At 36.6% G+C, this 21,306-nt stretch carries 19 protein-coding genes and 1 riboswitch; of the genes, 6 read left to right on the top strand and 13 right to left on the bottom strand.

Translation table 11 applies throughout. From position 1 onward, the window contains the following. Positions 1 to 115: 115 nt before the first annotated feature. Positions 116 to 1,105: a tRNA dihydrouridine synthase gene (locus tag NSQ08_RS00465; protein WP_088293279.1), complete on the bottom strand. Its 990-nt coding sequence runs from the start codon at positions 1,103 to 1,105 to the stop codon at positions 116 to 118. Between the two features lie 201 nt (positions 1,106 to 1,306). Beyond that, positions 1,307 to 2,683: a 23S rRNA (uracil(1939)-C(5))-methyltransferase RlmD gene (gene rlmD, locus NSQ08_RS00460; RefSeq protein ID WP_215590608.1), complete on the bottom strand. Its 1,377-nt coding sequence runs from the start codon at positions 2,681 to 2,683 to the stop codon at positions 1,307 to 1,309. Between the two features lie 121 nt (positions 2,684 to 2,804). Beyond that, a riboswitch (purine riboswitch) is annotated at positions 2,805 to 2,906 on the top strand. Positions 2,907 to 3,103: 197 nt separating this feature from the next. On the opposite strand from rlmD, the gene NSQ08_RS00455 reads away from it, so the two are divergent. Further along, positions 3,104 to 4,300 (top strand): NupC/NupG family nucleoside CNT transporter, encoded by a 1,197-nt coding sequence (locus tag NSQ08_RS00455; protein WP_002010061.1) that lies wholly within the window; start codon positions 3,104 to 3,106, stop codon positions 4,298 to 4,300. Positions 4,301 to 4,346: 46 nt separating this feature from the next. Here the strand turns inward: NSQ08_RS00455 and NSQ08_RS00450 are convergent, their stop codons facing one another. Continuing rightward, positions 4,347 to 5,054 carry a hypothetical protein gene (locus NSQ08_RS00450; protein WP_012260238.1) on the bottom strand — a complete coding sequence of 236 codons (708 nt, stop codon included), beginning with the start codon at positions 5,052 to 5,054 and terminating at the stop codon, positions 4,347 to 4,349. 505 nt (positions 5,055 to 5,559) lie between these two features. Here NSQ08_RS00450 and NSQ08_RS00445 point away from each other — a divergent pair. After that, on the top strand, positions 5,560 to 6,642 hold the full coding sequence (locus tag NSQ08_RS00445; protein ID WP_340770220.1) for a polysaccharide deacetylase family protein: 1,083 nt from the start codon (positions 5,560 to 5,562) through the stop codon (positions 6,640 to 6,642). Positions 6,643 to 6,758: 116 nt separating this feature from the next. Next, entirely contained in the window at positions 6,759 to 7,988 is a 1,230-nt protein-coding gene (locus NSQ08_RS00440) for an aminopeptidase (RefSeq protein WP_002029496.1), read from the top strand. Between the two features lie 40 nt (positions 7,989 to 8,028). On the opposite strand, the gene NSQ08_RS00435 is transcribed toward NSQ08_RS00440, so the two are convergent. From NSQ08_RS00435 to NSQ08_RS00390, 10 genes are all read right to left on the bottom strand, one after another. Beyond that, a complete protein-coding gene (locus tag NSQ08_RS00435; RefSeq protein ID WP_000263259.1) occupies positions 8,029 to 8,352 on the bottom strand; it encodes a DMT family transporter in 324 nt (107 codons plus the stop codon). Between the two features lie 47 nt (positions 8,353 to 8,399). Next, positions 8,400 to 9,851: an NADP-dependent succinate-semialdehyde dehydrogenase gene (gene gabD, locus NSQ08_RS00430; protein WP_340770213.1), complete on the bottom strand. Its 1,452-nt coding sequence runs from the start codon at positions 9,849 to 9,851 to the stop codon at positions 8,400 to 8,402. Then, positions 9,844 to 11,211, bottom strand: coding sequence for a sigma-54 interaction domain-containing protein (locus NSQ08_RS00425; protein ID WP_002029493.1), 1,368 nt, complete (start codon positions 11,209 to 11,211; stop codon positions 9,844 to 9,846). Before NSQ08_RS00425 ends, gabD begins: the two co-directional genes overlap by 8 nt. A gap of 306 nt (positions 11,212 to 11,517) precedes the next feature. Then, entirely contained in the window at positions 11,518 to 12,882 is a 1,365-nt protein-coding gene (gabT, locus tag NSQ08_RS00420) for a 4-aminobutyrate--2-oxoglutarate transaminase (RefSeq protein WP_002124901.1), read from the bottom strand. Positions 12,883 to 13,037: 155 nt separating this feature from the next. Next, the gene (locus NSQ08_RS00415) at positions 13,038 to 13,784 is read right to left on the bottom strand and encodes an HAD family hydrolase (protein WP_340770201.1); all 747 of its coding nucleotides are present in this window, start codon (positions 13,782 to 13,784) and stop codon (positions 13,038 to 13,040) included. A gap of 194 nt (positions 13,785 to 13,978) precedes the next feature. Further along, the gene (locus tag NSQ08_RS00410; RefSeq protein ID WP_002010051.1) at positions 13,979 to 14,884 is read right to left on the bottom strand and encodes a diacylglycerol kinase; all 906 of its coding nucleotides are present in this window, start codon (positions 14,882 to 14,884) and stop codon (positions 13,979 to 13,981) included. Positions 14,885 to 15,405: 521 nt separating this feature from the next. Then, entirely contained in the window at positions 15,406 to 16,833 is a 1,428-nt protein-coding gene (gatB, locus tag NSQ08_RS00405) for an Asp-tRNA(Asn)/Glu-tRNA(Gln) amidotransferase subunit GatB (RefSeq protein WP_002010050.1), read from the bottom strand. Positions 16,834 to 16,847: 14 nt separating this feature from the next. After that, the gene (gene gatA / locus NSQ08_RS00400) at positions 16,848 to 18,305 is read right to left on the bottom strand and encodes an Asp-tRNA(Asn)/Glu-tRNA(Gln) amidotransferase subunit GatA (protein WP_002010048.1); all 1,458 of its coding nucleotides are present in this window, start codon (positions 18,303 to 18,305) and stop codon (positions 16,848 to 16,850) included. Positions 18,306 to 18,319: 14 nt separating this feature from the next. After that, the gene (gene gatC / locus NSQ08_RS00395) at positions 18,320 to 18,610 is read right to left on the bottom strand and encodes an Asp-tRNA(Asn)/Glu-tRNA(Gln) amidotransferase subunit GatC (protein WP_000086999.1); all 291 of its coding nucleotides are present in this window, start codon (positions 18,608 to 18,610) and stop codon (positions 18,320 to 18,322) included. Positions 18,611 to 18,751: 141 nt separating this feature from the next. Continuing rightward, entirely contained in the window at positions 18,752 to 18,988 is a 237-nt protein-coding gene (locus NSQ08_RS00390; RefSeq protein ID WP_002029490.1) for a YiaA/YiaB family inner membrane protein, read from the bottom strand. 230 nt (positions 18,989 to 19,218) lie between these two features. On the opposite strand from NSQ08_RS00390, the gene NSQ08_RS00385 reads away from it, so the two are divergent. From NSQ08_RS00385 to NSQ08_RS00375, 3 genes are all read left to right on the top strand, one after another. Continuing rightward, entirely contained in the window at positions 19,219 to 19,701 is a 483-nt protein-coding gene (locus tag NSQ08_RS00385; protein WP_000942491.1) for a MarR family winged helix-turn-helix transcriptional regulator, read from the top strand. 228 nt (positions 19,702 to 19,929) lie between these two features. Next, on the top strand, positions 19,930 to 21,111 hold the full coding sequence (locus NSQ08_RS00380; RefSeq protein WP_340770193.1) for an ArsA family ATPase: 1,182 nt from the start codon (positions 19,930 to 19,932) through the stop codon (positions 21,109 to 21,111). Further along, a complete protein-coding gene (locus tag NSQ08_RS00375; protein WP_002167044.1) occupies positions 21,104 to 21,295 on the top strand; it encodes a DUF3926 domain-containing protein in 192 nt (63 codons plus the stop codon). The genes NSQ08_RS00380 and NSQ08_RS00375 overlap by 8 nt, the downstream gene beginning before the upstream one ends. Positions 21,296 to 21,306 lie beyond the last annotated feature (11 nt).

Genomic DNA, 21,306 nt, shown 5'->3' with positions numbered 1-21,306 from the left:
TTCTTACCCTTGTTTTACATAGAATACCTCACTTACTTATGATACGGTTCACCTCAATTAAAATGGAACAAACACTCATAAAATCGCTACACCCTATCCCTCTAACTTTCAAAAGTTACACTGTTTCACTATCTCCATCCTTATCAACACTCGCCTCAAACTTATCAAGCAACGCACGCACTTCATCCGTTGATTTCGTGTTCATCAATTGATTTCTTAGTTCAGCAGCTCCAGGGAAGCCTTTTACATAAATTTTGAAGAAGCGATGAAGCCCTGTGATTGAGCGTGGTAGTACTTCTGCATATTGATCTTGAAGATCAAGCTGTAGTCTTAAAAGGTCAAGGTGTTCTTTACTGCTATGTTCTCTTGGCTCTTTTTCAAAAGCAAATGGATTTTTAAAGATACCTCGTCCAATCATAACGCCATCAATACCGTATTTTTCAGCAAGTTCCATTCCAGTTTGACGATCAGGAATGTCTCCATTGATTGTTATTAGCGTATTTGGTGCGATACGGTCACGTAATTTTTTAATTTCCGGAATTAGTTCCCAGTGCGCATCTACTTGGCTCATTTCTTCTCTTGTACGTAAGTGAATAGAAAGGTTCGCAATATCTTGTTTGAAAATGTGCGTTAACCAATCTTCCCATTCGCTTAACTCTTTAAAGCCAAGTCGTGTTTTTACGCTGACAGGTAGTCCGCCCGCTTTTGCTGCTTGAATAAGTTCTGCCGCAACGTCTGGACGTAGAATAAGGCCACTACCTTTTCCTCTTGATGCTACATTCGGTACAGGGCAGCCCATATTAATATCGATACCTTTAAATCCTAGCTCTGCCATACCAATACTCATTTGGCGGAAATATTCAGGAGTATCTCCCCAAATATGCGCGACTATCGGTTGCTCATCTTCTGTAAAAATTAAACGGCCACGTACACTTTTCATACCTTCTGGATGACAATAGCTATCCGAGTTTGTAAACTCTGTGAAGAATACATCTGGGCTACCAGCTTCACTTACTACGTGACGGAAAACAACGTCTGTCACATCTTCCATTGGTGCAAGTACAAAAAACGGTCGCGGTAAATCATTCCAAAAATTATCTATCATTTCAAATTCAAATCCTCTCAATATGAATACAATTTCAAACTCTCAATTTAAAAATATAAAGCCAAATAGCAAAAGTACATTTGGACATTTATATTTTGTGAAAATCAGCAATACTCATTTTAACTAAAATCGTTGCTGAATGGTATTTTTATAAACCAAAAAGCAGATGGTATAGATTTTTCTATATCAACTGCTTTTATATTATACCAACTTAAGCCAAGCCACACACTCCACATGAGTCGTATGCGGGAACATATCAACAGGCTGTACTTCCTGTGTTTTATATCCGCCTTCTTCTAGTACTTTTAAGTCACGTGCTAATGTTGCTGGGTTACATGATACGTATACGACGCGCTTTGGCTTCATGTCGATGATTGTGTTTAGTAGTGCTTCGTCACAGCCTTTACGCGGTGGGTCTACGACCATTGTGTCGGCGATTACGCCTTCTTTGTACCATTTTGGAATGACTACTTCTGCTTCTCCTACGCCAAATTCAGCGTTTGTCATGTTGTTTAGTGCTGCGTTTCGGTTTGCGTCTTCGATTGCTTCTGGGACGATTTCAACGCCGTACACTTTTTTCGCTTTTTGTGCTAGGAATAAGGAGATTGATCCAATTCCGCAATAGGCATCAATTACTGTTTCGTTACCATTTAATTTTGCGTATTCTAACGTTTTATCGTATAGTACTTTCGTTTGTTCTGGGTTTACTTGATAGAATGAACGTGCTGAAATCGCAAATTTAATGTCACCGATAAAGTCATAAATATATTCTGATCCGTACAGTACTGTCGTTTTGTCTCCGAAAATAACGTTTGTACGTTTCGTGTTTACGTTTTGAACGATTGATTTTACTTCTGGGAATTTCGCTGCGATTTCTTCAATGATTGCTTCTTTATTTGGCAATTCAGCTGTACGTGTAATGAAGACAAGCATAATTTCCCCTGTTACTTGTCCGTAGCGAGCCATTACGTGGCGAAGTGTTCCTTTGTTACGCTCTTCATTGTAAGCCGAAATACCGTGCTTTTCACAAATACGTTTTACTTCTTGAATTAATGTATCGTTTTCTTCCGCCTGAATTAAGCATGATTCCATATTAATGATGTCATGCGTTCCTTGACGATAGAAACCAGCTACAAGTCCACCTTCACGTTCTCCAATTGGCACTTGTGCTTTATTGCGGTATACCCACGGGGTTTTCATGCCAAGTACAGGATGAACAGGAACATCACTTAATCCACCGATGCGCTGCATAACGTCACGTACTTGTTTTTCTTTCGCTTTTAATTGTCCTTCATATGTTAAGTGCTGAAGTTGACAACCTCCGCACTCGTTGTACACGGGGCATTCTGCATCTTTACGATATGGACTTTCTTGATGAAGCTTCATTAAACGACCGAACGCGAAGTTTTTCTTCACTTTAATAATTTTAATTTGCGCTTCCTCACCTGGTAATCCGTTTTTTACGAAAATAGGATATCCCTTCACTTTCGCAACACCGGCACCATCATGTGTTAAATCTTCAAACACTACATCTATAAACTCGTTTTTTTCAACTGGTGGCGTCATTTTTATACTCATTTTCCGACCTCTCTTTTTCATAACACTGCGTTACATTTTATCATACTTATATGGTCTATTTCTATTGGAAGAAAAAAAGCTATTGACGATAGTTCTCTAGTAATGTTACGCTACTACTAATTTAATACGGACGATGTTACCTCATATATAGTCGATAATATGGATCGAGAGTTTCTACCCGGCAACCTTAAATTGCTGGACTATGGGGAAAACTAATGAATATTAGCCTATGTATAAAAAAGACTCCTATTGATTAGCTTTCTCTCATAGATGAAAGTGAATCCATAGGGGTCTTTTTTTTATTTTTCAAAAAGGTCAGACATCTTACGTATGACATGAAACTTCCATTACTTTATTTTTAGTAATATAACGAGCGTTTTATGTAAAAACTTTATACGAACTTCTGAAAGGGGCAACTACATGCAATATGTAATGAGCATTATCGGTATTCTTGTCGTTTTAGGTTTATGCTTTGCTTTGTCAAACAATAGAAGTAAAATCAACTTCCGTGCAATTGCTATTATGATTAGTTTCCAAATTTTAATCGGTTGGTTTATGTTTGGCACAAAGATCGGACAGCAAATTATCATCTTCATTAGTAAAGTTTTCAACAAACTAATTAAACTTGGTACGACAGGTGTCGATTTTCTCTTTAATGGAATTCAAAGAGATTTTGTTTTTTTCTTAAACGTATTACTAATTATCGTATTTTTCTCAGCACTACTTTCTATCTTTAGTTATTTAGGTGTTTTACCATTCATCGTTCGTATTGTCGGCGGTGCACTTTCAAAAATTACTGGTTTACCACGCGTTGAATCATTCCACGCAGTAAATTCTGTATTCTTTGGTTCAAGTGAAGCGTTAATCGTTATTAAAAATGATTTACAACATTTTAATAAAAACCGTATGTTTATCATTTGTTGTTCTGCAATGAGCTCAGTTTCTGCCTCTGTAACAGCATCATACGTTATGATGTTAGATGCGAAATATGTATTAGCGGCTCTTCCGCTAAACTTATTCTCAAGCTTAATCGTTTGTTCATTATTAACACCAGTTGATACGAAAAAAGAAGACGAAGTGGTTCAAAAATTTGATAGAAACCTATTCGGAGATAGCCTTATCGGCGCTATGATTAACGGTGCGCTTGATGGTTTAAAAGTAGCTGGTATCGTTGCTGCGTTAATGATTGCCTTCATTGGTGTTATGGAAGTTGTAAACTACGTAATTAGCGCTGCTTCAGGTGCAATGGGATATGCTGTTACTTTACAACAAATCTTCGGTTATATACTTTCTCCATTCGCATTCTTAATGGGTATTCCAACTCAAGATATTATCCCAGCTGGCGGTATTATGGGTACGAAGATTGTATTAAACGAGTTTGTAGCAATCCTTGATTTAAAAGGCGCTACTGCAACATTAGCTCCACGTACAGTTGGAATCGTTACAGTATTCTTAATTAGCTTCGCAAGTATTAGCCAAATTGGTGCGATTGTTGGTACAATCCGTGCCCTTTCTGAAAAACAAGGAAGCATCGTATCAAAATTTGGTTGGAAAATGCTATTTGCATCAACACTTGCTTCTATTTTATCTGCAACAATCGCTGGATTGTTTATTTAATAAAAAATCACCTTACGCTTTTAAGTAAGGTGATTTTTTTGATTCCTTATGAAATAGAACGGAATTCAATTACTTCCTCTTTACTAATAAGTTTTCCTTCGTGTATACCTTTTACTGAAATATCAATAATGGATTTATCCTCTCCTTCAAGCTTACCCAAAGAAAATATATAAATTAAATTTTCTTCTTTTAGCATCCATTGCTTGCCATGCCAGGGCCCCGTTATCTTTTGTTCCAAAGATGTTTTTTCTTCTCCAACATACTGACATTCTCCAAACGAAGTTTTTACTATATTTTTCTCCGTATCAATTACTATATTTCGAAATAGCTCTAAGTTTTTGCTTGAAACAATTTCTATCTCATGGTTACTTTTTTGTTTAAATTGCAGTTTTCCATCACTTGTATTAGATAAACTACTATTCTCAACGGCGTTCCTAAAAAAGTTATATTCTTCTTCTGTAATACCAAAATTAGGATGATATGGCTTCACCTGTTTATCTATATGCCCCGATATGTAGTTTACATACCACTCTTTATCATTTTTCACATGATCACTCATTTTTTTAGTAATAGCCTCTACTTTTTTACGAGTATCACGATCCATCTCAATCGTCATAATATCCGCCGTCACTTCCGCATTCATAAGATGCGGTGGAATATACTCCTCCACACTATTCGCTTTACTCACTTCACTTTGACAACCGACTATGAATAGCGATATGAAAAGGATATATACTAGTTTTTTATATTTCATTTCTGTTCTCCACTCCGTACATCATTCTTACTTACATTTATAGCGGTTCTTATTATAGTCCAAGATCCTGATATTTTAATAGAAACTACTCTACATATGCAAAATTGCATATTAATAAACCTTTCTCTTACTTTAAAATTAACTTAAATTATTTACCAAAATATACAAATTACAAATGAAAAATGTTATAATTTGTAAAAAACATATTGGAGGATATTATGAAAGTTCACGCCCTTTTCGACTTCTTACACTTACTAGTTTTAAGCATGAAAAGCTATTATGTATGGGGAATGCCAATCTATGTATTCATTATCCCTCTTATTTTTGTAGTAGGTTATATCATTATCAAATCAAATAAGAAACGCAAGAATACCTCTATTCAAAGTCACTAACCTACCATTCACCTAAAAATGATATGATGAACAAGGGTATATCCCCACCTCTCTTATAGCGGTGGGGATTTTAATGTAAGCATGCAACATAATACACAATAGAAGGTGATTTTATGAGAAAATACGCAGCGATTGCTTTATGTACATCTGCTATTCTAGTAGGCTGTAATACTAGCAATGTAAGCCAAGAACCTAAAAAAGAGAAAAAGGTACAAGAGGTCAAAAAACAAGAAGAGACGGTGCGGGAACAAGGTAAAATTTCTTATAATCCAATTACGCACGAATCTACAAACGCAAATATTCATATTACAGACATAAAAGATTCTTTAACCGAAGTACAATATAAAATTTGGCGCACTGCTGATGGAAAAGAAAGTGCTAAATCTTTTTCTTCTAAAGAGAAAGATCAACAATTTACACTTCCCTTTGATATAAAAGAATTTGAAGGAAAACGCGGTGAATATCAAATTGAAGCTACAGGAACAACAGAGGGCGGAAAAACTATTCCACTTACGAAATCTACTATTACTTTCGAGCAAAAAGTTCCTGTTCTTATGTACCACGCAATTGATGATTATCATGGACAAGGTATTAAAGATTTATTCGTATCGCCTGCTAACTTTGAAGCACAAATGAAGTATTTAAAAGAAAATGGTTATACTTTGTTAACGTTTGAACGCTGGGGCGATATAAATAAAGTAAACAAGCCGATTTTCGTTACATTTGATGACGGTATGAAAAATAATATGAATGCATTTCATGTTTTACAAAAACTAAAAGACGATACATTTAAACCAGCGGCAACAGAATATATGATTGTTGATAACGTTGATGTAGAAGGAGCTCTTTCTACATCTGAAATAAAAGAAATGGTTGATTCAGGTATTTTTTCTGTACAATCTCACACAGCAACACACGCAGACTTGCCGAAAATTACAAACTATGATGAAGAGTTAAAAGGATCAAAAGAAAAGCTAGAGAAAATAACAGGTAAGCCTGTTATCGCAATTGCTTATCCATTCGGTCATGTAGATGATAAAGTTGTCGCAGAAACAAAGAAACACTATCAATTTGCAACAACAACGAAGCCTGGACAATTCATTACGAAAGGTGAACCTGATGAGTTGTTAAAAATGAAGCGTGTTCGCATACACCATACAACGACTGTAGAACAATTTGCTTCTTCGATTAAATAACTATTAGAGCTCAATACATTTTGAGCTCTCTTTTTACGTTATATTTATATATATTTTTAGAATTTTCTTGTATTATATATAGTAAGAAATCTTTCAAACTAAAGGAGATTATACATATGTCATTTGAACAAACGTTAGAGAAATATGCTGCCCTTGCAGTCAATGTTGGTGTTAATATTCAACCCGGACAAACTTTATCAATCAGTGCACCTCTTGAGGCTGTACAGTTTGTACGCCTAGTTACAGAAAAAGCATATAAATCTGGTGCAAAACACGTATATGTTGATTGGAATGATGAGACGTTAACACGCTTAAAGTTCGATCTAGCTCCTGAAGAAGCTTTCTCTGAATTCCCTTCTTGGAAAGCAAATGCTCGTGAAGAATTAGCAAAAGAAGGCGCTGCATTTATGTCCATCTATGCAGAGAATCCTGATCTATTAAAAGGTGTAGAACCAAAGAAAATTGCAACAGCTCATAAAGTAGCTGGAGAAGCGATGAAAGTATACCGTGATTATGTACAAGCAGATAAAGTAAGCTGGTGCGTAATTTCTGTTCCTACGAAAGAATGGGCTGCAAAAGTATTCCCTGACGTAGCGCCAGAAGAACAAGAAACAAAGCTATGGGATGCTATCTTCAAAGCTACTCGTGCTGATTTAGAAAATCCTGTGGAAGCATGGAAAGAACATGATGAAACACTACATACAAAAGTAGATTACTTAAACGAAAAACATTATAAAGCTCTTCACTATACAGGCCCTGGAACAGACTTAACAATCGAACTTCCAGAGAAGCATGTATGGGCTGGTGCTGGTAGCTTAAATGAAAAGAACGTAGCATTTATGGCTAACATTCCAACTGAAGAAGTATTTACAATGCCTCTTAAAACAGGTGTGAACGGCCAAGTATCTAGCACAAAACCGTTAGCATTTGCAGGTAATATTATCGATAACTTTACATTAACATTCGAAAACGGACGTATCGTAGACTATAAAGCTGAATCTGGTGAAGAGGCTTTAAAACATTTAGTAGAAACAGATGAAGGTTCTCACTTCTTAGGCGAAGTAGCTTTAGTACCTCATGATTCACCAATTTCAAACACAAATATTTTATTCTACAATACGCTATTTGATGAAAATGCATCTTGCCACCTTGCAATCGGAAATGCTTATGCATTTAACTTAGTTGGCGGAAAAACAATGTCTAAAGAAGAACTTGCTGAAAATGGCGCAAACGCTAGTATTACACACGAAGACTTCATGATTGGATCAGCTGAGCTTGATATCGACGGCATTACAGCTGATGGAAGACATGAACCGATCTTCCGTAAAGGTAACTGGGCGTTTTAATAAAAATAAAAGGCTATCTTCCACGCTGGAAGATAGCCTTTTATGATGCCGATGACACTTTCAGTCCAATTACTCCTAAAACAATAAAGAGAATACAAAATGCTTGGAATAAATTAATATGCTCTTTAAAAAAGTACACACTAATGATTGTAATAAGTAGCGTTCCCACACCAGACCAAATTGCATAAGCAATGCTTAAATGAATCTTTTTAACAACGATAGCAAACACGCTGAAACAAATTCCATAGAATACGAAAATAAGTACACTTGGAACAAGCTTTGTTAAACCGTTCGATAACTTCATCGCAATCGTTCCAGCTACTTCAAAAATAATTGTTACGAGTAATAATAGCCAATATACCATACTAGAATCTCCTTCTCTGTTACCTTATAGAGATTCTAGTATACTACTTATAGTCCTAACGAAATATATTTAATTTCTAAATATTCCTGGATACCGAAATGGCCTCCTTCACGGCCGATACCACTTTCTTTAAAGCCCCCAAATGGTGCTTGTGCAACTGATGGAAGGCCATCGTTTAAGCCGATAATTCCGTACTCTAACGCTTCACTAATTTGGAATGCTTGGCTAATATCTTTTGTGAAAATATAAGCAGCCAAGCCATATGGTGTATTATTTGCTCGTTCGATTACTTCTTCAACTGTTTTAAATTTCGCAACTGGTGCAACCGGTCCAAATGTTTCTTCATTCATACAAAGCATCTTGTCATTTGCCAATCCAATTACTGTTGGCTGAATGAAATAACCATCTAACTCTGCAAATTTATGGCCACCGTATAAAACTTCTCCGCCCTTTTGAATTGCATCTTCAATATGTTCTTGTACTTTCGAAACTGCATTCGCATCAATAAGTGGACCTACAGTTGTTCCTTCGCCGAATCCATCTCCGACTTTCAGCTGCTCTACAGCTGTTGTGAACTTCCCTGCAAATTCTTCATACACTTCTTCTTGAACAAAGATGCGGTTTGTACATATACACGTTTGTCCTGCGTTACGGAATTTCGAACCAATTACCGCTTCTACCGCCTTATCTAAATCAGCATCATTCATAACAATAAATGGAGCGTGACCACCTAATTCAAGCGAAACCTTTTTCATCGTTTGCGCAGCGCTAGCCATTAATTCTTTTCCAATTTCAGTTGATCCTGTAAAGGAAACTTTTCGAACGCGCTCATCTTCCATCCACGTATCAGCAATTGCTTTTGCACTACCTGTTACAATATTTATTACACCTTTTGGAATATCTGCTTCATGTGCTAATTCAACTAACTTCAATGCAGTTAATGGCGTTTGACTCGCTGGTTTCACAACTGCCGTACAGCCTGCTGCAAGTGCTGGAGCTACCTTTCTCGTAATCATAGCAGCCGGGAAATTCCAAGGCGTAATAGCTGCCATAACCCCAACTGGTTGCTTCATAACTAAAATACGCTTATTCGGATGAGAAGCAGGAATCATTTCACCGTATATTCGCTTTCCTTCTTCTGCGTACCATTCAACAAAACTATTTGCATAATTCACTTCACCAAGTGCTTCTGCAAACGGCTTCCCTTGCTCTCTCGTCATGATTGCTGCAATTTCTTCTTTATTTTCATCAATGAGCGTGAACCATTTTTTTAACTTTACTGCGCGATCCGCTGCCGTTAATTTTGACCATAATTTAAAAGCCTCATGTGCAGCATCAACTGCTTGCTTTGCCTCTGTAATCCCGCCCTTTGGTACAGTTGCAAATACTTCCTTTGTCGCTGGATTATTCACTTCGATTTGTTCTTGCAGTGTAATCCACTCACCATTTATATACATCGCTTTTTTATCTAAGTTTACGAACGTCGCTTTTTTATCCAATGTTTTCTTCCTCCTCTATGAACTTCTTAATCTTCCTAGTGGCAGCAGATTGACTTATTTGTAAAAACTCAGCCACTTTATAACTTGATCCATACGTTTTATACGCTTTAAGAATAATATTTCTTTCTACCTCTTCCAGCATTCTATAAAGACTTTGTCCGGATTGTTCAACTGTGGCCTCTTGCATAGATAGTGGCAAATCTTCTACCGTTACAAAATCATCTGCAGTGATAACAATTCGTTCAATTACATTTTCAATCTCTCTATTATTTCCTTCCCAAGGGTACCCTACAAACATTTGTAACGTACTAGGAGCTAACTTTACATCACGTCCGTACTTTTTATTAAAATGCTGTAAATAATGATAGATGAGCGGCAATATATCTTCTGTTCTCTCCCGAAGTGGCGGAATTGAAATTGGAATGACATTCAGACGATAGTATAAATCTTTCCGGAATGTTCCTTGTTTCACCATCGTACTTAAATCTCTATTTGTTGCCGCTACAATTCTAACGTCCACCTTTTTTAATTCTCTTCCACCTATAGGACGAAACGTTTTTTCTTGCAATACTTGCAAAAGCTTCGCTTGAATTTCAAGCGGCATTTCACCAATTTCATCTAAGAAAAGAGTTCCTTTATGCGCTGATTCTAATAGCCCCTTTTTCCCTTCACGATTTGCACCTGTAAAAGACCCACCTGAATATCCAAAAAGCTCAGATTCGATTAAATTCGTCGGCAATGCCGCACAATTAATTTCATAGAAACTTTCATTCTTCCGGTGACTCACTTCATGCAAATGGCGTACTAATCGGCTTTTCCCCACTCCAGTCTCACCTAATACGAGAACAGTACTATCTACTACTGATACTTTTTTTATTGTTTCGATTATTTTTTGCATAGCGATACTTTTAAAAATAAGTCCTTCGTGTTCATATGTTTCTCTTAATTCTTTTTTATATGTTTTTAACTGATTATCCATTTCCTCTACCTTTTGACGTAATTGATAGAGTTCTGTAAGATCACGAGAATAACTAATCACTCTTCTTAAATTTCCCTCATCATCAAAAACAGGCCTTGTACGAACATGCAAATACTCTCCTGATTTCGTTGTTTGAACAAGTTCAACTGGCCTTTTCTTTTCAATTACTTCTAACGTTGCAGACGGATAAAAAATCCCTTCTTTTTGTAGTTCTTTTACATGCTTTCCTACTAATTCCTTAGCAGAGAGCTGGTAATGTCTTTCACACATGCTATTTACACGTACAACGATTCCTTTATCATCCGTAACAAAAATTTCGTCAAATGCATATTCAAATACATCTTGTAAATCCATCAACACTCGTTCCTTTTCTGCAACCATCCTAGCCACCCCTTACTTTAAATCCATCGATTCACTTCACTACCTTTATTATAAAGTGAATTTTCTGCATTTTATATAGAGTAAGCTAGAATGTTTTCAATTTGTTATTTATACAAATCTATTTATATTTTTCAACACATAATTCGCTGCCTTGAAAAATACAGAATGCCATCGCTACCACACCCTCACTTTGTTTTAGCTTGGCATGGGGCAGGAAAAGGGGCTGATCGATTATATATATGACCAGATGCTCTCTTCCGCCTAAAAAGAAAAGCTTTATGCCCTTTTTTAAGTTATCCCAATTCTTTAAACACGAGCGATATTTGCTTGCTCATAACAAGCTTGCAATGATTCTTCAATTATTGTTAAACCTTCCTCAAGTTGCTCATCTGTAATCACTAATGGCATTAAAACACGAATAACATTTCCATATGTTCCTGCTGATAGTAGAAGTAATCCATGCTTATTTGCTTCTGCACATAAATTAGACGCTAATGTTTTATCAGGCGCTTTCGTCTTGCGATCTTGAACGAGCTCGAATGCACACATTGCCCCTAAGCCGCGCACATCACCGATGCAATTATATTTGTTTTTCATCTCTTGGAATCGGTTCATTACGACTTTCCCTACTTCTATCGCTCTATCATTTAATTTCTCTTTTTCTATTACATCAAGCACAGCTAATGCAGCCGCACATCCTAGTGGGCTTCCTGCATATGTTCCGCCCAGTTCTCCCGGTGCAGACTCATTCATAATTTCTTTACGTCCAATCACGCCACTTATCGGTACACCAGCACCTAATGATTTAGATACCGTAATTAAGTCTGGAACGACATCATAATGATCAATTGCAAAGTATTTTCCGGTACGACTAAAGCCTGTTTGAATTTCATCAGCTACAAATAAAATACCGTGCTCTGAACAAATGCTGCGTACTTCTTGAACGAATTTCTTACTTGGAACGATAAATCCGCCTTCCCCTTGAACAGGTTCCATTACAACTGCTGCAATTGTTTCTGGTGCTACTTCTGATATGAAGAAGTTCTTAAACTCTTCAATGATAAAGTCATCATACTGCTCTTCTGTTAAACCTTCTGGGCGACGGTATTCATATGGGAATGGCGCTTTATATACTTCTGGAGCAAATGGGCCAAATCCAAATTTATATGGTTTTACTTTACTTGTCATCGTCATTGTCATTAATGTACGCCCATGAAATCCTTTAGAAAATGCGATAATTCCAGGTCTCTTCGTATATTTACGAGCAATCTTCACTGCATTTTCAACCGCTTCTGCCCCACTATTTAAAAACAGCACTTGTTTATCGAAATTACCTGGCGCTAATGCGGCCAGCTTTTCTGCCAATTCAATATACGGCTCATACATCATCACATTAAATCCAGTATGAATATATTGATCTACTTGTTTATGAAGCGCTTCTTTAACAGCTGGATGACAGTGTCCTACATTAATTGTCCCAATTGCTCCTGCGAAATCAATGTACTGATTTCCATCCACATCTGTTACGAGTGCACCATTTGCAGACTGTACAAATGTTGGAATACCATTACTTACTCCTTTTGGTACTATATTTTGGCGGCGTTCTAATAAAGACGCTGCTTTCGGTCCTGGAATTTGTTCATTTACTTTAGCAAATTTTTTTGTGTTCATTGTGTACCCCATCCTTTTCTATACAATGTTTTCTCTTTATATTGCAAGATCTATGCCAACTTCCTCTTTCTAGTATTCATCCCATTCTCTTACTATCTCGGCATAAAAAAATAAGTCTATAAAGACTCATATAGAGTCCTTATAGACTTATTCATTTATACATTAGACTTTCCTTGTTCCCAAATAAACTCACCTGAATGAGAAATTAAATCTTCAACAGATTGTAATACTAAATCTGCAAGTGGTTCTAGCGTTTGACGATCACCCGTACCAGATAGTACGCCAATCGCATAACAGTCGCCACCATTTTTCGCTAAATATAAATCCGTCGGTGTATCCCCGACGACTGCTACTTCACATGTCTCTAAATTAAATCTCTCACAAAACGATTCTACAATTTTTTTATCTGGCTTCTGTGCTGGAAATGTATCTGAAGCTATAACACAATCAAAAAAAGCTTCCAATTGATATTGCTTTAAAAATAATTCTGTCGGCGCGAAATCATCAGCTGTAACGACACCTAGAATAAACCCTCTATCCTTTAACGCTTGTAAAACTTTCGGTAAATCTGCCGTCATTCTCATATGTGAACGATGCTCGTACATAAGAGCAAACAACTTTTCACTCACCCATTGATGCATCTCTTCTTCTCTAGATGATGCAATATACTTACAAAGCCCCTTGGCCACATCAAGACTCGTTCCAGCAGCGAGCGCACTACGCGGGTGAACAAATGCTCCATCTACGCCAATCTCTTTTAATAAAGCCTGCTGCATTGACTTTGGCAGTTCATATAAATTTATACATTCCGCCACAAGTTCTTCAGCCACTTTTATCCAAATTGAATGAAAATCCATTAATGTCCCATCTTTATCAAATAGTATTGCTTTTACCTTCTCCATAGCATCCTACCTCTCATTTCTTATCTCTTCCAGTGTATCAATAAAATATGGATATAAAATAAACGAATTGTAAAAATACCATAAAAATCAAACTAACTTACAATTTACAATTCATCTGCACATAGAGAAACTTTAATCAGTGGGGGAATCTTATTGCTCGCAAATAGTGAGGTGAAAGCAAAAAAAAGATGCCTTTACAGGGCATCCTCTTGATGTTCAGGAACAAATAGTTCCAGACAATGATATATATTTTCAAATTCCATTGGTGCATCTCCGCCATATTCACCATCTAAGTTGATCATTAATTTATCAGGTGAATGCACTTTAATACGATTCGCTTGTGTATATAGTACTTTCGGATTGTTAATATGTTCCCCACGCTGCGCTTGTGTTGCTGCTTTAATTAAATCAGCGATAGAACCTTTTTTCAGTACTAATAAATCAAATAATCCATCGTTAATAGATGCATATGGTGCTACTTTTTCGAATCCACCAACTGAACGAGTATTCGTAATTAAAAACATCGTAATTTCTTCTTGTAGCAACTTCCCATCATACTCAATTTCAACATATGTTGGATGTAATGATGGTAACATTTCGATTCCTTTTAAATAGTAAGCAAGTTGGCCTAATACCGTTTTTAGCTTGCTTGGTACTTCATATGTTAATTCTGTAATACGGCCGCCACCAGCGATATTAATGAAATATGTATCATTTGCTCTACCAAGATCTAACGGTACCGTTGTTCCTTCACAAATAATATCCGCAGCCTCTTCAATAACACGAGGTACACCGATCGCACGCGCAAAATCATTTGTCGTTCCAACTGGAATAATTCCAAACTTTGGACGATGCTCATGTCCTACTAAACCGTTCACTACTTCATTTAACGTACCATCACCACCAGCTGCGATAACAACATCAAACTTACGATCCGCAGCTTGCCTCGCTGCCACAGTCGCATCTCCAGGACCAGTTGTCGCATGACAAGACGCTTCATATCCAGCTTGTTCTAATTTTTGTAATACTTCTGGTAAGCTCTTCTTAAATAGCTCGCGCCCAGAAGTAGGATTATAAATAATTCTTGCTCGCTTCATCATTTATTAGCACAGGAAATTCCTTATTCATTGAAAAACGAATACACCGAACCCTTATTCAGTATCCCTATGCTTACCTCCTCTCATCTTCCTATCCTTCTTTAATTCCGCTCAAACAGGCAGTAAGAACCCGATTCGTGTAGCCCATCAAAAGTAACTATTCACTCCTGATAGTTTTACTTTATTTAACCAAGAAATTTATCCCGCTATTTACGGGCAGTAAAACTCTCACATCAATTTACATATAATGAATAATAATTATCTATTATTTCATGAGATGAAAAAACTCTCTATGTCTAGATTTATCATTATTCCCACCTTTTTGCAACTATCATACCATAGTTGCTATACAAACATTTTTTCACTTTTGACAGTTAATCAAACGTTTGTTTAAATTATTTTTCACCATTTAAACAAACGTTTGATTAGCTCAGAAAAAACACCCAAATACGGGTGTTTTTTCTGTTTAATCTTTAAGAATCTATACTATTTTAGCGTTCAAAAATAAGAATTCTTCTCTTTTTTTAGCGCTTATTAATCTCTTCAAGTAAGATTTTATTAACAAGCGGTGGATTTGCTTGTCCTTTTGTAGCTTTCATAATTTGACCAACTAAGAAGCCAATTGCACGGTCTTTACCGTTTTTAAAGTCTTCAATAGATTGCTCATTATTATCAAGAATTTCTGTTACAACCTTACGAAGTGTTCCTTCGTCAGAAATTTGAACCAGACCTTTCGCTTTAACGATTTCTTCTGGGTCTCCACCTTTTTCAATTAATTCATTAAATACTTTCTTCGCGATTTTAGAAGAAATTGTACCTTTTTCAATTAATTGAACCATTTTAGCTAAGCCAGCTGGCGTTAATGCAACGTCTTTTAATTCTTTTTGTTGTTTGTTTAAGTATGCAAGTACTTCACCCATTAACCAGTTTGATGTTAATTTCGCATCAGCACCGTCTGCAACTGTTGCTTCAAAGAAATCAGACATCTCTTTCGTTAATGTCAATACATGCGCATCATAAGCTGGTAAGCCAACTTCTTCAACATAGCGAGCTTTACGTGCATCTGGAAGTTCTGGAATAGAAGCACGAATTTCTTCTTTCCACTCATCGTCGATGTAAAGTTCAACTAAGTCTGGCTCTGGGAAGTAACGGTAATCGTCAGATCCTTCTTTTATACGCATTAAGATTGTTTTCTTCGTTGCTTCATCATAACGACGTGTTTCTTGTTGGATGATACCACCAGATAATAATTCTTTTTCTTGGCGCACTTGCTCATGCTCAAGACCTTTTTGCACGTAAGTGAAAGAGTTTAAGTTTTTCAGTTCTGCTTTTGTACCGAACTTCTCTTGTCCAACTGGACGAAGTGAAATATTCGCATCACAACGAAGAGAACCTTCTTCCATCTTACAATCAGATACACCTGTATATTGAATGATTGATTTTAACTTCTCTAAGTACGCATATGCTTCTTCTGGAGTACGCATATCTGGCTCAGATACGATCTCGATTAAAGGCATACCTTGACGGTTGTAGTCTACTAATGAACCGTCAGCTGCATGCGTTGATTTACCAGCATCTTCTTCTAAATGAAGACGTGTAATACCGATACGTTTCTTTTTACCGTCTACTTCGATTTCAATCCAACCATTTTCACCAATTGGCTTATCAAATTGAGAGATTTGGTAAGCTTTCGGATTATCTGGGTAGAAATAGTTTTTACGGTCGAACTTCGTTTCCGTTGCGATTTCACAGTTTAATGCCATTGCGGCTTTCATTGCAAAGTTAACTGCTTCCTTATTTAAAGTAGGAAGTACCCCTGGGTATCCTAAGTCAATTACACTTGTTTGTGTATTTGGCTCCGCTCCGAATTCTGTTGGACTCGCAGAGAAAATTTTCGAATTTGTTTTTAACTCAACGTGAACCTCTAAACCAATAATTGTTTCTAAATTCATCTATGCTCGCCTCCTTACAGACTTGCTTTTTTTGTATGATAGTCTGTTGCTTGCTCAAACGCATGTGCAACGCGGTAAATCGTCGTTTCATCGAAGTGTTTACCAATGATTTGTAGACCAAGTGGCATGTTGTTAGCACCGAATCCACATGGAACAGAAATCGCTGGAACACCCGCTAAGTTTACTGGAATTGTTAAAATGTCATTTGCATACATTGTCATTGGATCGTCCACTTTTTCGCCCACTTTAAATGCTGGAGTTGGCGTTGTTGGTCCAATAATAACATCGTAGTTAGCAAATACATTTTCAAAGTCATTTTTAATTAATGTACGTACTTGTTGTGCTTTTTTGTAATATGCATCATAGTAACCAGAGCTAAGAGCAAATGTACCAAGCATAATACGACGTTTTACTTCATCACCGAAACCTTCGCTACGTGTATTTTTGTAAAGATCTAATAAGTTATTTACATTATCAGAACGAACACCGTAACGTACGCCATCAAAGCGTGAAAGGTTCGCAGATGCTTCAGAAGAAGATAATAAGTAATACGTTGCTAGAGCGTATTTAGAGTGCGGAAGAGATACTTCCTCCCAAGTTGCGCCCATACCTTCTAACACTTTTAAAGCAGCTAGTACTGACTCACGAGCTTCTTCGCCAACACCTTCGCCTAAGTATTCTTTCGGTACAGCAATACGTAAACCTTTAACATCGCCTGTTAAACCAGCTAAGTAGTTTCCTACTTCAACGTTTGCAGAAGTTGCATCCATACGGTCAATACCTGAAATAGCTTGTAATAAGTATGCATTGTCTTCTACTGTACGTGTAATCGGTCCGATTTGGTCAAGTGAAGATGCGAATGCTACTAATCCGTAACGAGATACGCGTCCGTAAGTTGGTTTTAAACCTACAACGCCGCAATATGCAGCTGGCTGACGGATAGAACCACCCGTATCAGAACCTAGAGAGAATAATACTTCTCCTGCTGCTACTGCTGCTGCAGAACCACCACTAGATCCGCCTGGAACGTAATCTAAGTTCCATGGATTTTTTGTAGCGTAGAAGCCTGAGTTTTCATTTGAAGAACCCATTGCGAACTCGTCCATATTTAATTTACCGATTGTAACTGTGTCAGCAGCTTTTAGCTTTTGTACAACTGTCGCATCGTAAATTGGATCGAAGTTTGCTAATATTTTGCTCGCACAAGTTGTACGAAGACCGTTAGTTACAATGTTATCTTTTACACCAATTGGCATACCGAATAATAAACCATTATCCTCAGCACCAATCTTTGCATCTAATTCTTTCGCTTTCGCGCGTGCATTTTCTTCATCTAATGTAAGAAAAGCTTTTACGTTATCTTCAACATCCGAAATACGTTTGTAAGATTCTTCTACTAAATCCGTAACGGAAATTTCTTTGTTGTTTAACTTCTTATGTAACTCTGATACAGAATGATCAAATAATGACATCGAAATTCCCTCCTCTATTCTAATACTGCTGGAACACGGATTTGATTATCTTTGTGATCCGGTGCATTTTTTAATACTTCTTCTACTGGTAAACCTTTTTCTGGCACATCTTCACGCATAACATTTTTCATAGTTAATACATGAGTTGTTGGTTTTACATCAGTTGTATCTAATTCATTTAACTGTTCTGCAAATGTAACAATTGCATCTAGTTGTTTTTGAAATTTTTCTGCTTCTTGATCAGTAATTGCAAGACGTGCTAAATGTGCTACGTGCTTTACATTCTCAACGGAAATTCTTGACACGGCTAGGCCACCTCCATAATATATCGTTCAATCTACAATACTATTGATGATACCAAATTTCCAGTACTTCAAGCAAGTCAACACACGGCACTTACGGTATTTTTACATAAAAAAAGAAAGGCAAATGCCTTTCTTTACAATTTACTCTTTATCTAACGATTTATTTTTCGGAAATCTCTCGTTATCTTCTTCATTATCACGAATTGTTTTTTGTAATACAAAACAAGACATCGTTAAAAATAATGTTCCAATTAAATAGTATCCTTTTACACTAAGCGTTTCATCTAGCGTATAAATCCCAATTAGCATTCCTGAAAGCGCACAAACAAATGAAGTCCATGCTAAAAACGTGAACGCTTGCGTATTTCGTCTTCTCATCGTTCTCCCCCTCGTTAGCTGTACACCTATTATAGATAAATATATTTATCACAATGGGTTTTTATGTAAAATCATTTTTCTATTTATTAATCTATCACAAAAAATTTCTATTTTGAAGATAATTTTCTTTCAAATCTGAAAAAACAGTTAAAAACATTGACATTTATTTCAATTCCACATAAAATAAAAACAAATATTACGAACCTCGAAATATACGGGAGTGGAAATAATTGTTACAATATGAACATTTTTTAGACTTACTGCTAGATAACGCCAAGAAACTTTTCTATCCAGAAGAATGGGTAAGCCTTGATTTAACACTTTCCAAGACAGAAGTATTTTGTTTACTTTGGATGGAGCGAAATACGGATATTACAATGACAAAAATTGCTGATCTTCTTGATATACCAATGAGTACAACAACGGGCGTTGTAAATCGCCTTGTAAAAAAGGGATATATTGAACGCTACCGGAATGAAAGCGATCGACGCATTGTATTAATTCGTTTAACAGAAAACGGCGTAATGCTCGTTCAAGAAGTAAAACAAAATGCGGCCCATTACTTTAGCCTAGTGACAGATGCATTGTCAGAAGAAGAAAAAGCATTCTTACTACAAATATTCCAAAAGATCATGAATCACATTGCTACGTCACAGCAAAAAACAGAAGAAAAGGTTTCTACACCTAAAATGAAAAACATTCCGATTGAATAAAGTGAAACCTTAATCAGTGGGGGTTTTTCTCATCCCTCACTGATTATTAGTTGAACCAATCGGGCATTTACGGACAGTTGACCTCCCACCTAATTTGTTTGCTCCAGTCGAATTTTTGGGCGGGAGTCTTACTGCCCGTTAATGCGGGATAAGACCCTAGTTGGGTTTTTATTCAATTAAATATTTCGACACTCGTAATATTCGACATTCGAAACAAAGGGGATATTAATGATGAGAATTATTCTGTATACAGGTAAAGGCGGCGTAGGAAAAACTAGCATTTCAGCAGCCACAGCAATCCAAAGTGCAAAACAAGGATTAAAAACATTAGTAATGAGTACAGATCCTGCTCATAGTTTAGGGGATTCATTGGGCATAAAACTATCTTCTGAGCCACTAGAAATTCGCGAAAACTTGTGGGCACAAGAAATTAACACTATTTATGAAATGGAAAAAGGCTGGGGGAAATTGCAGAAATATATTACACTACTCTTCACTTCAAAAGCAGCTGATGATATTACAACAGAAGAATTAACGATGTTCCCTGGTATGGAAGATTTAATTAGCTTACTTCGAGTACTCGATTACTATAAACACAACACTTACGACGTCATCATTATTGATTGCGCACCGACTGGAGAAACTTTAGCAATGCTTAGCTTTCCAGACATGCTCGGCTGGTGGATGGAAAAACTCTTTCCTATTAAAAGGAAGATTTTAAAAGTTGTTCGTCCTGTAGCTCAACCACTTCTTGGTGTCCCCCTTCCAACTGATGATATTATGGACGAATTAACGAATACGCTTGAACAGCTCGGAGAAATGAGAGATATTTTATCAAACCGAAAAGTAACGAGTATTCGCGTTGTTGTAAATCCTGAAAAAATGGTCATTAAAGAAGCTCAGCGTAGTTTTACTTATTTAAACTTATACGATTATAACGTAGATGCCATTATGATTAACCGCGTCATCCCTAACACTGTTACCGACCCTTACTTTCAGGCATGGAAAGATACACAAAAGAAATATAAGGCGTTAATTAAAGATAGTTTTCAGCCACTTCCTATTTACGAAGCTCCCATGTTTGAACAAGAAGTTGTTGGTTTAGCTATGTTAGAGCGTGTAGGAAATGCTTTATTTAAATCAGACCCTTCTCCTACTGAAGTGAAATTTAATGGCCGCACACAATATGTAAAAAAAGATGGCGATGAGTATATTTTCGTTCTGTCCATTCCCTTCTCAAACAAAAGTGAACTTTCATTAAATCAAAAAGGTGATGAACTTATTATTCGAGCCGGCTCTATGAAGCGAAATATCACCTTACCAAAAACATTAACACACCTTTCTATTCAAGGAGCTAAGTTTGAAGATGATGTACTAAACATTCGGTTTGGAGGTGTAGTACATGCATGATGAATTACTAAGAAAGGTAATTCGTACAAAAATAAAAATCGGTATGCGTATATTAGAAGAGCTACCGAATCCGATTCAGCAACACGCTAAACAAACGCTAAATATTTTGCAAGAGGAGCTAGCTGCTTATCCGAAAGAACAAGAGCATCCTGAAGATAATTTAAAAAGTATTGTAATTGAATAACTATCTCTGTA

The sequence above is a fragment of the Bacillus sp. FSL E2-8887 genome (assembly GCF_038007205.1).
In the GTDB taxonomy this organism is placed as follows: Bacteria; Bacillota; Bacilli; order Bacillales; family Bacillaceae_G; genus Bacillus_A; species Bacillus_A mycoides.
This window is presented reverse-complemented; position numbering and strand designations above follow the sequence as displayed.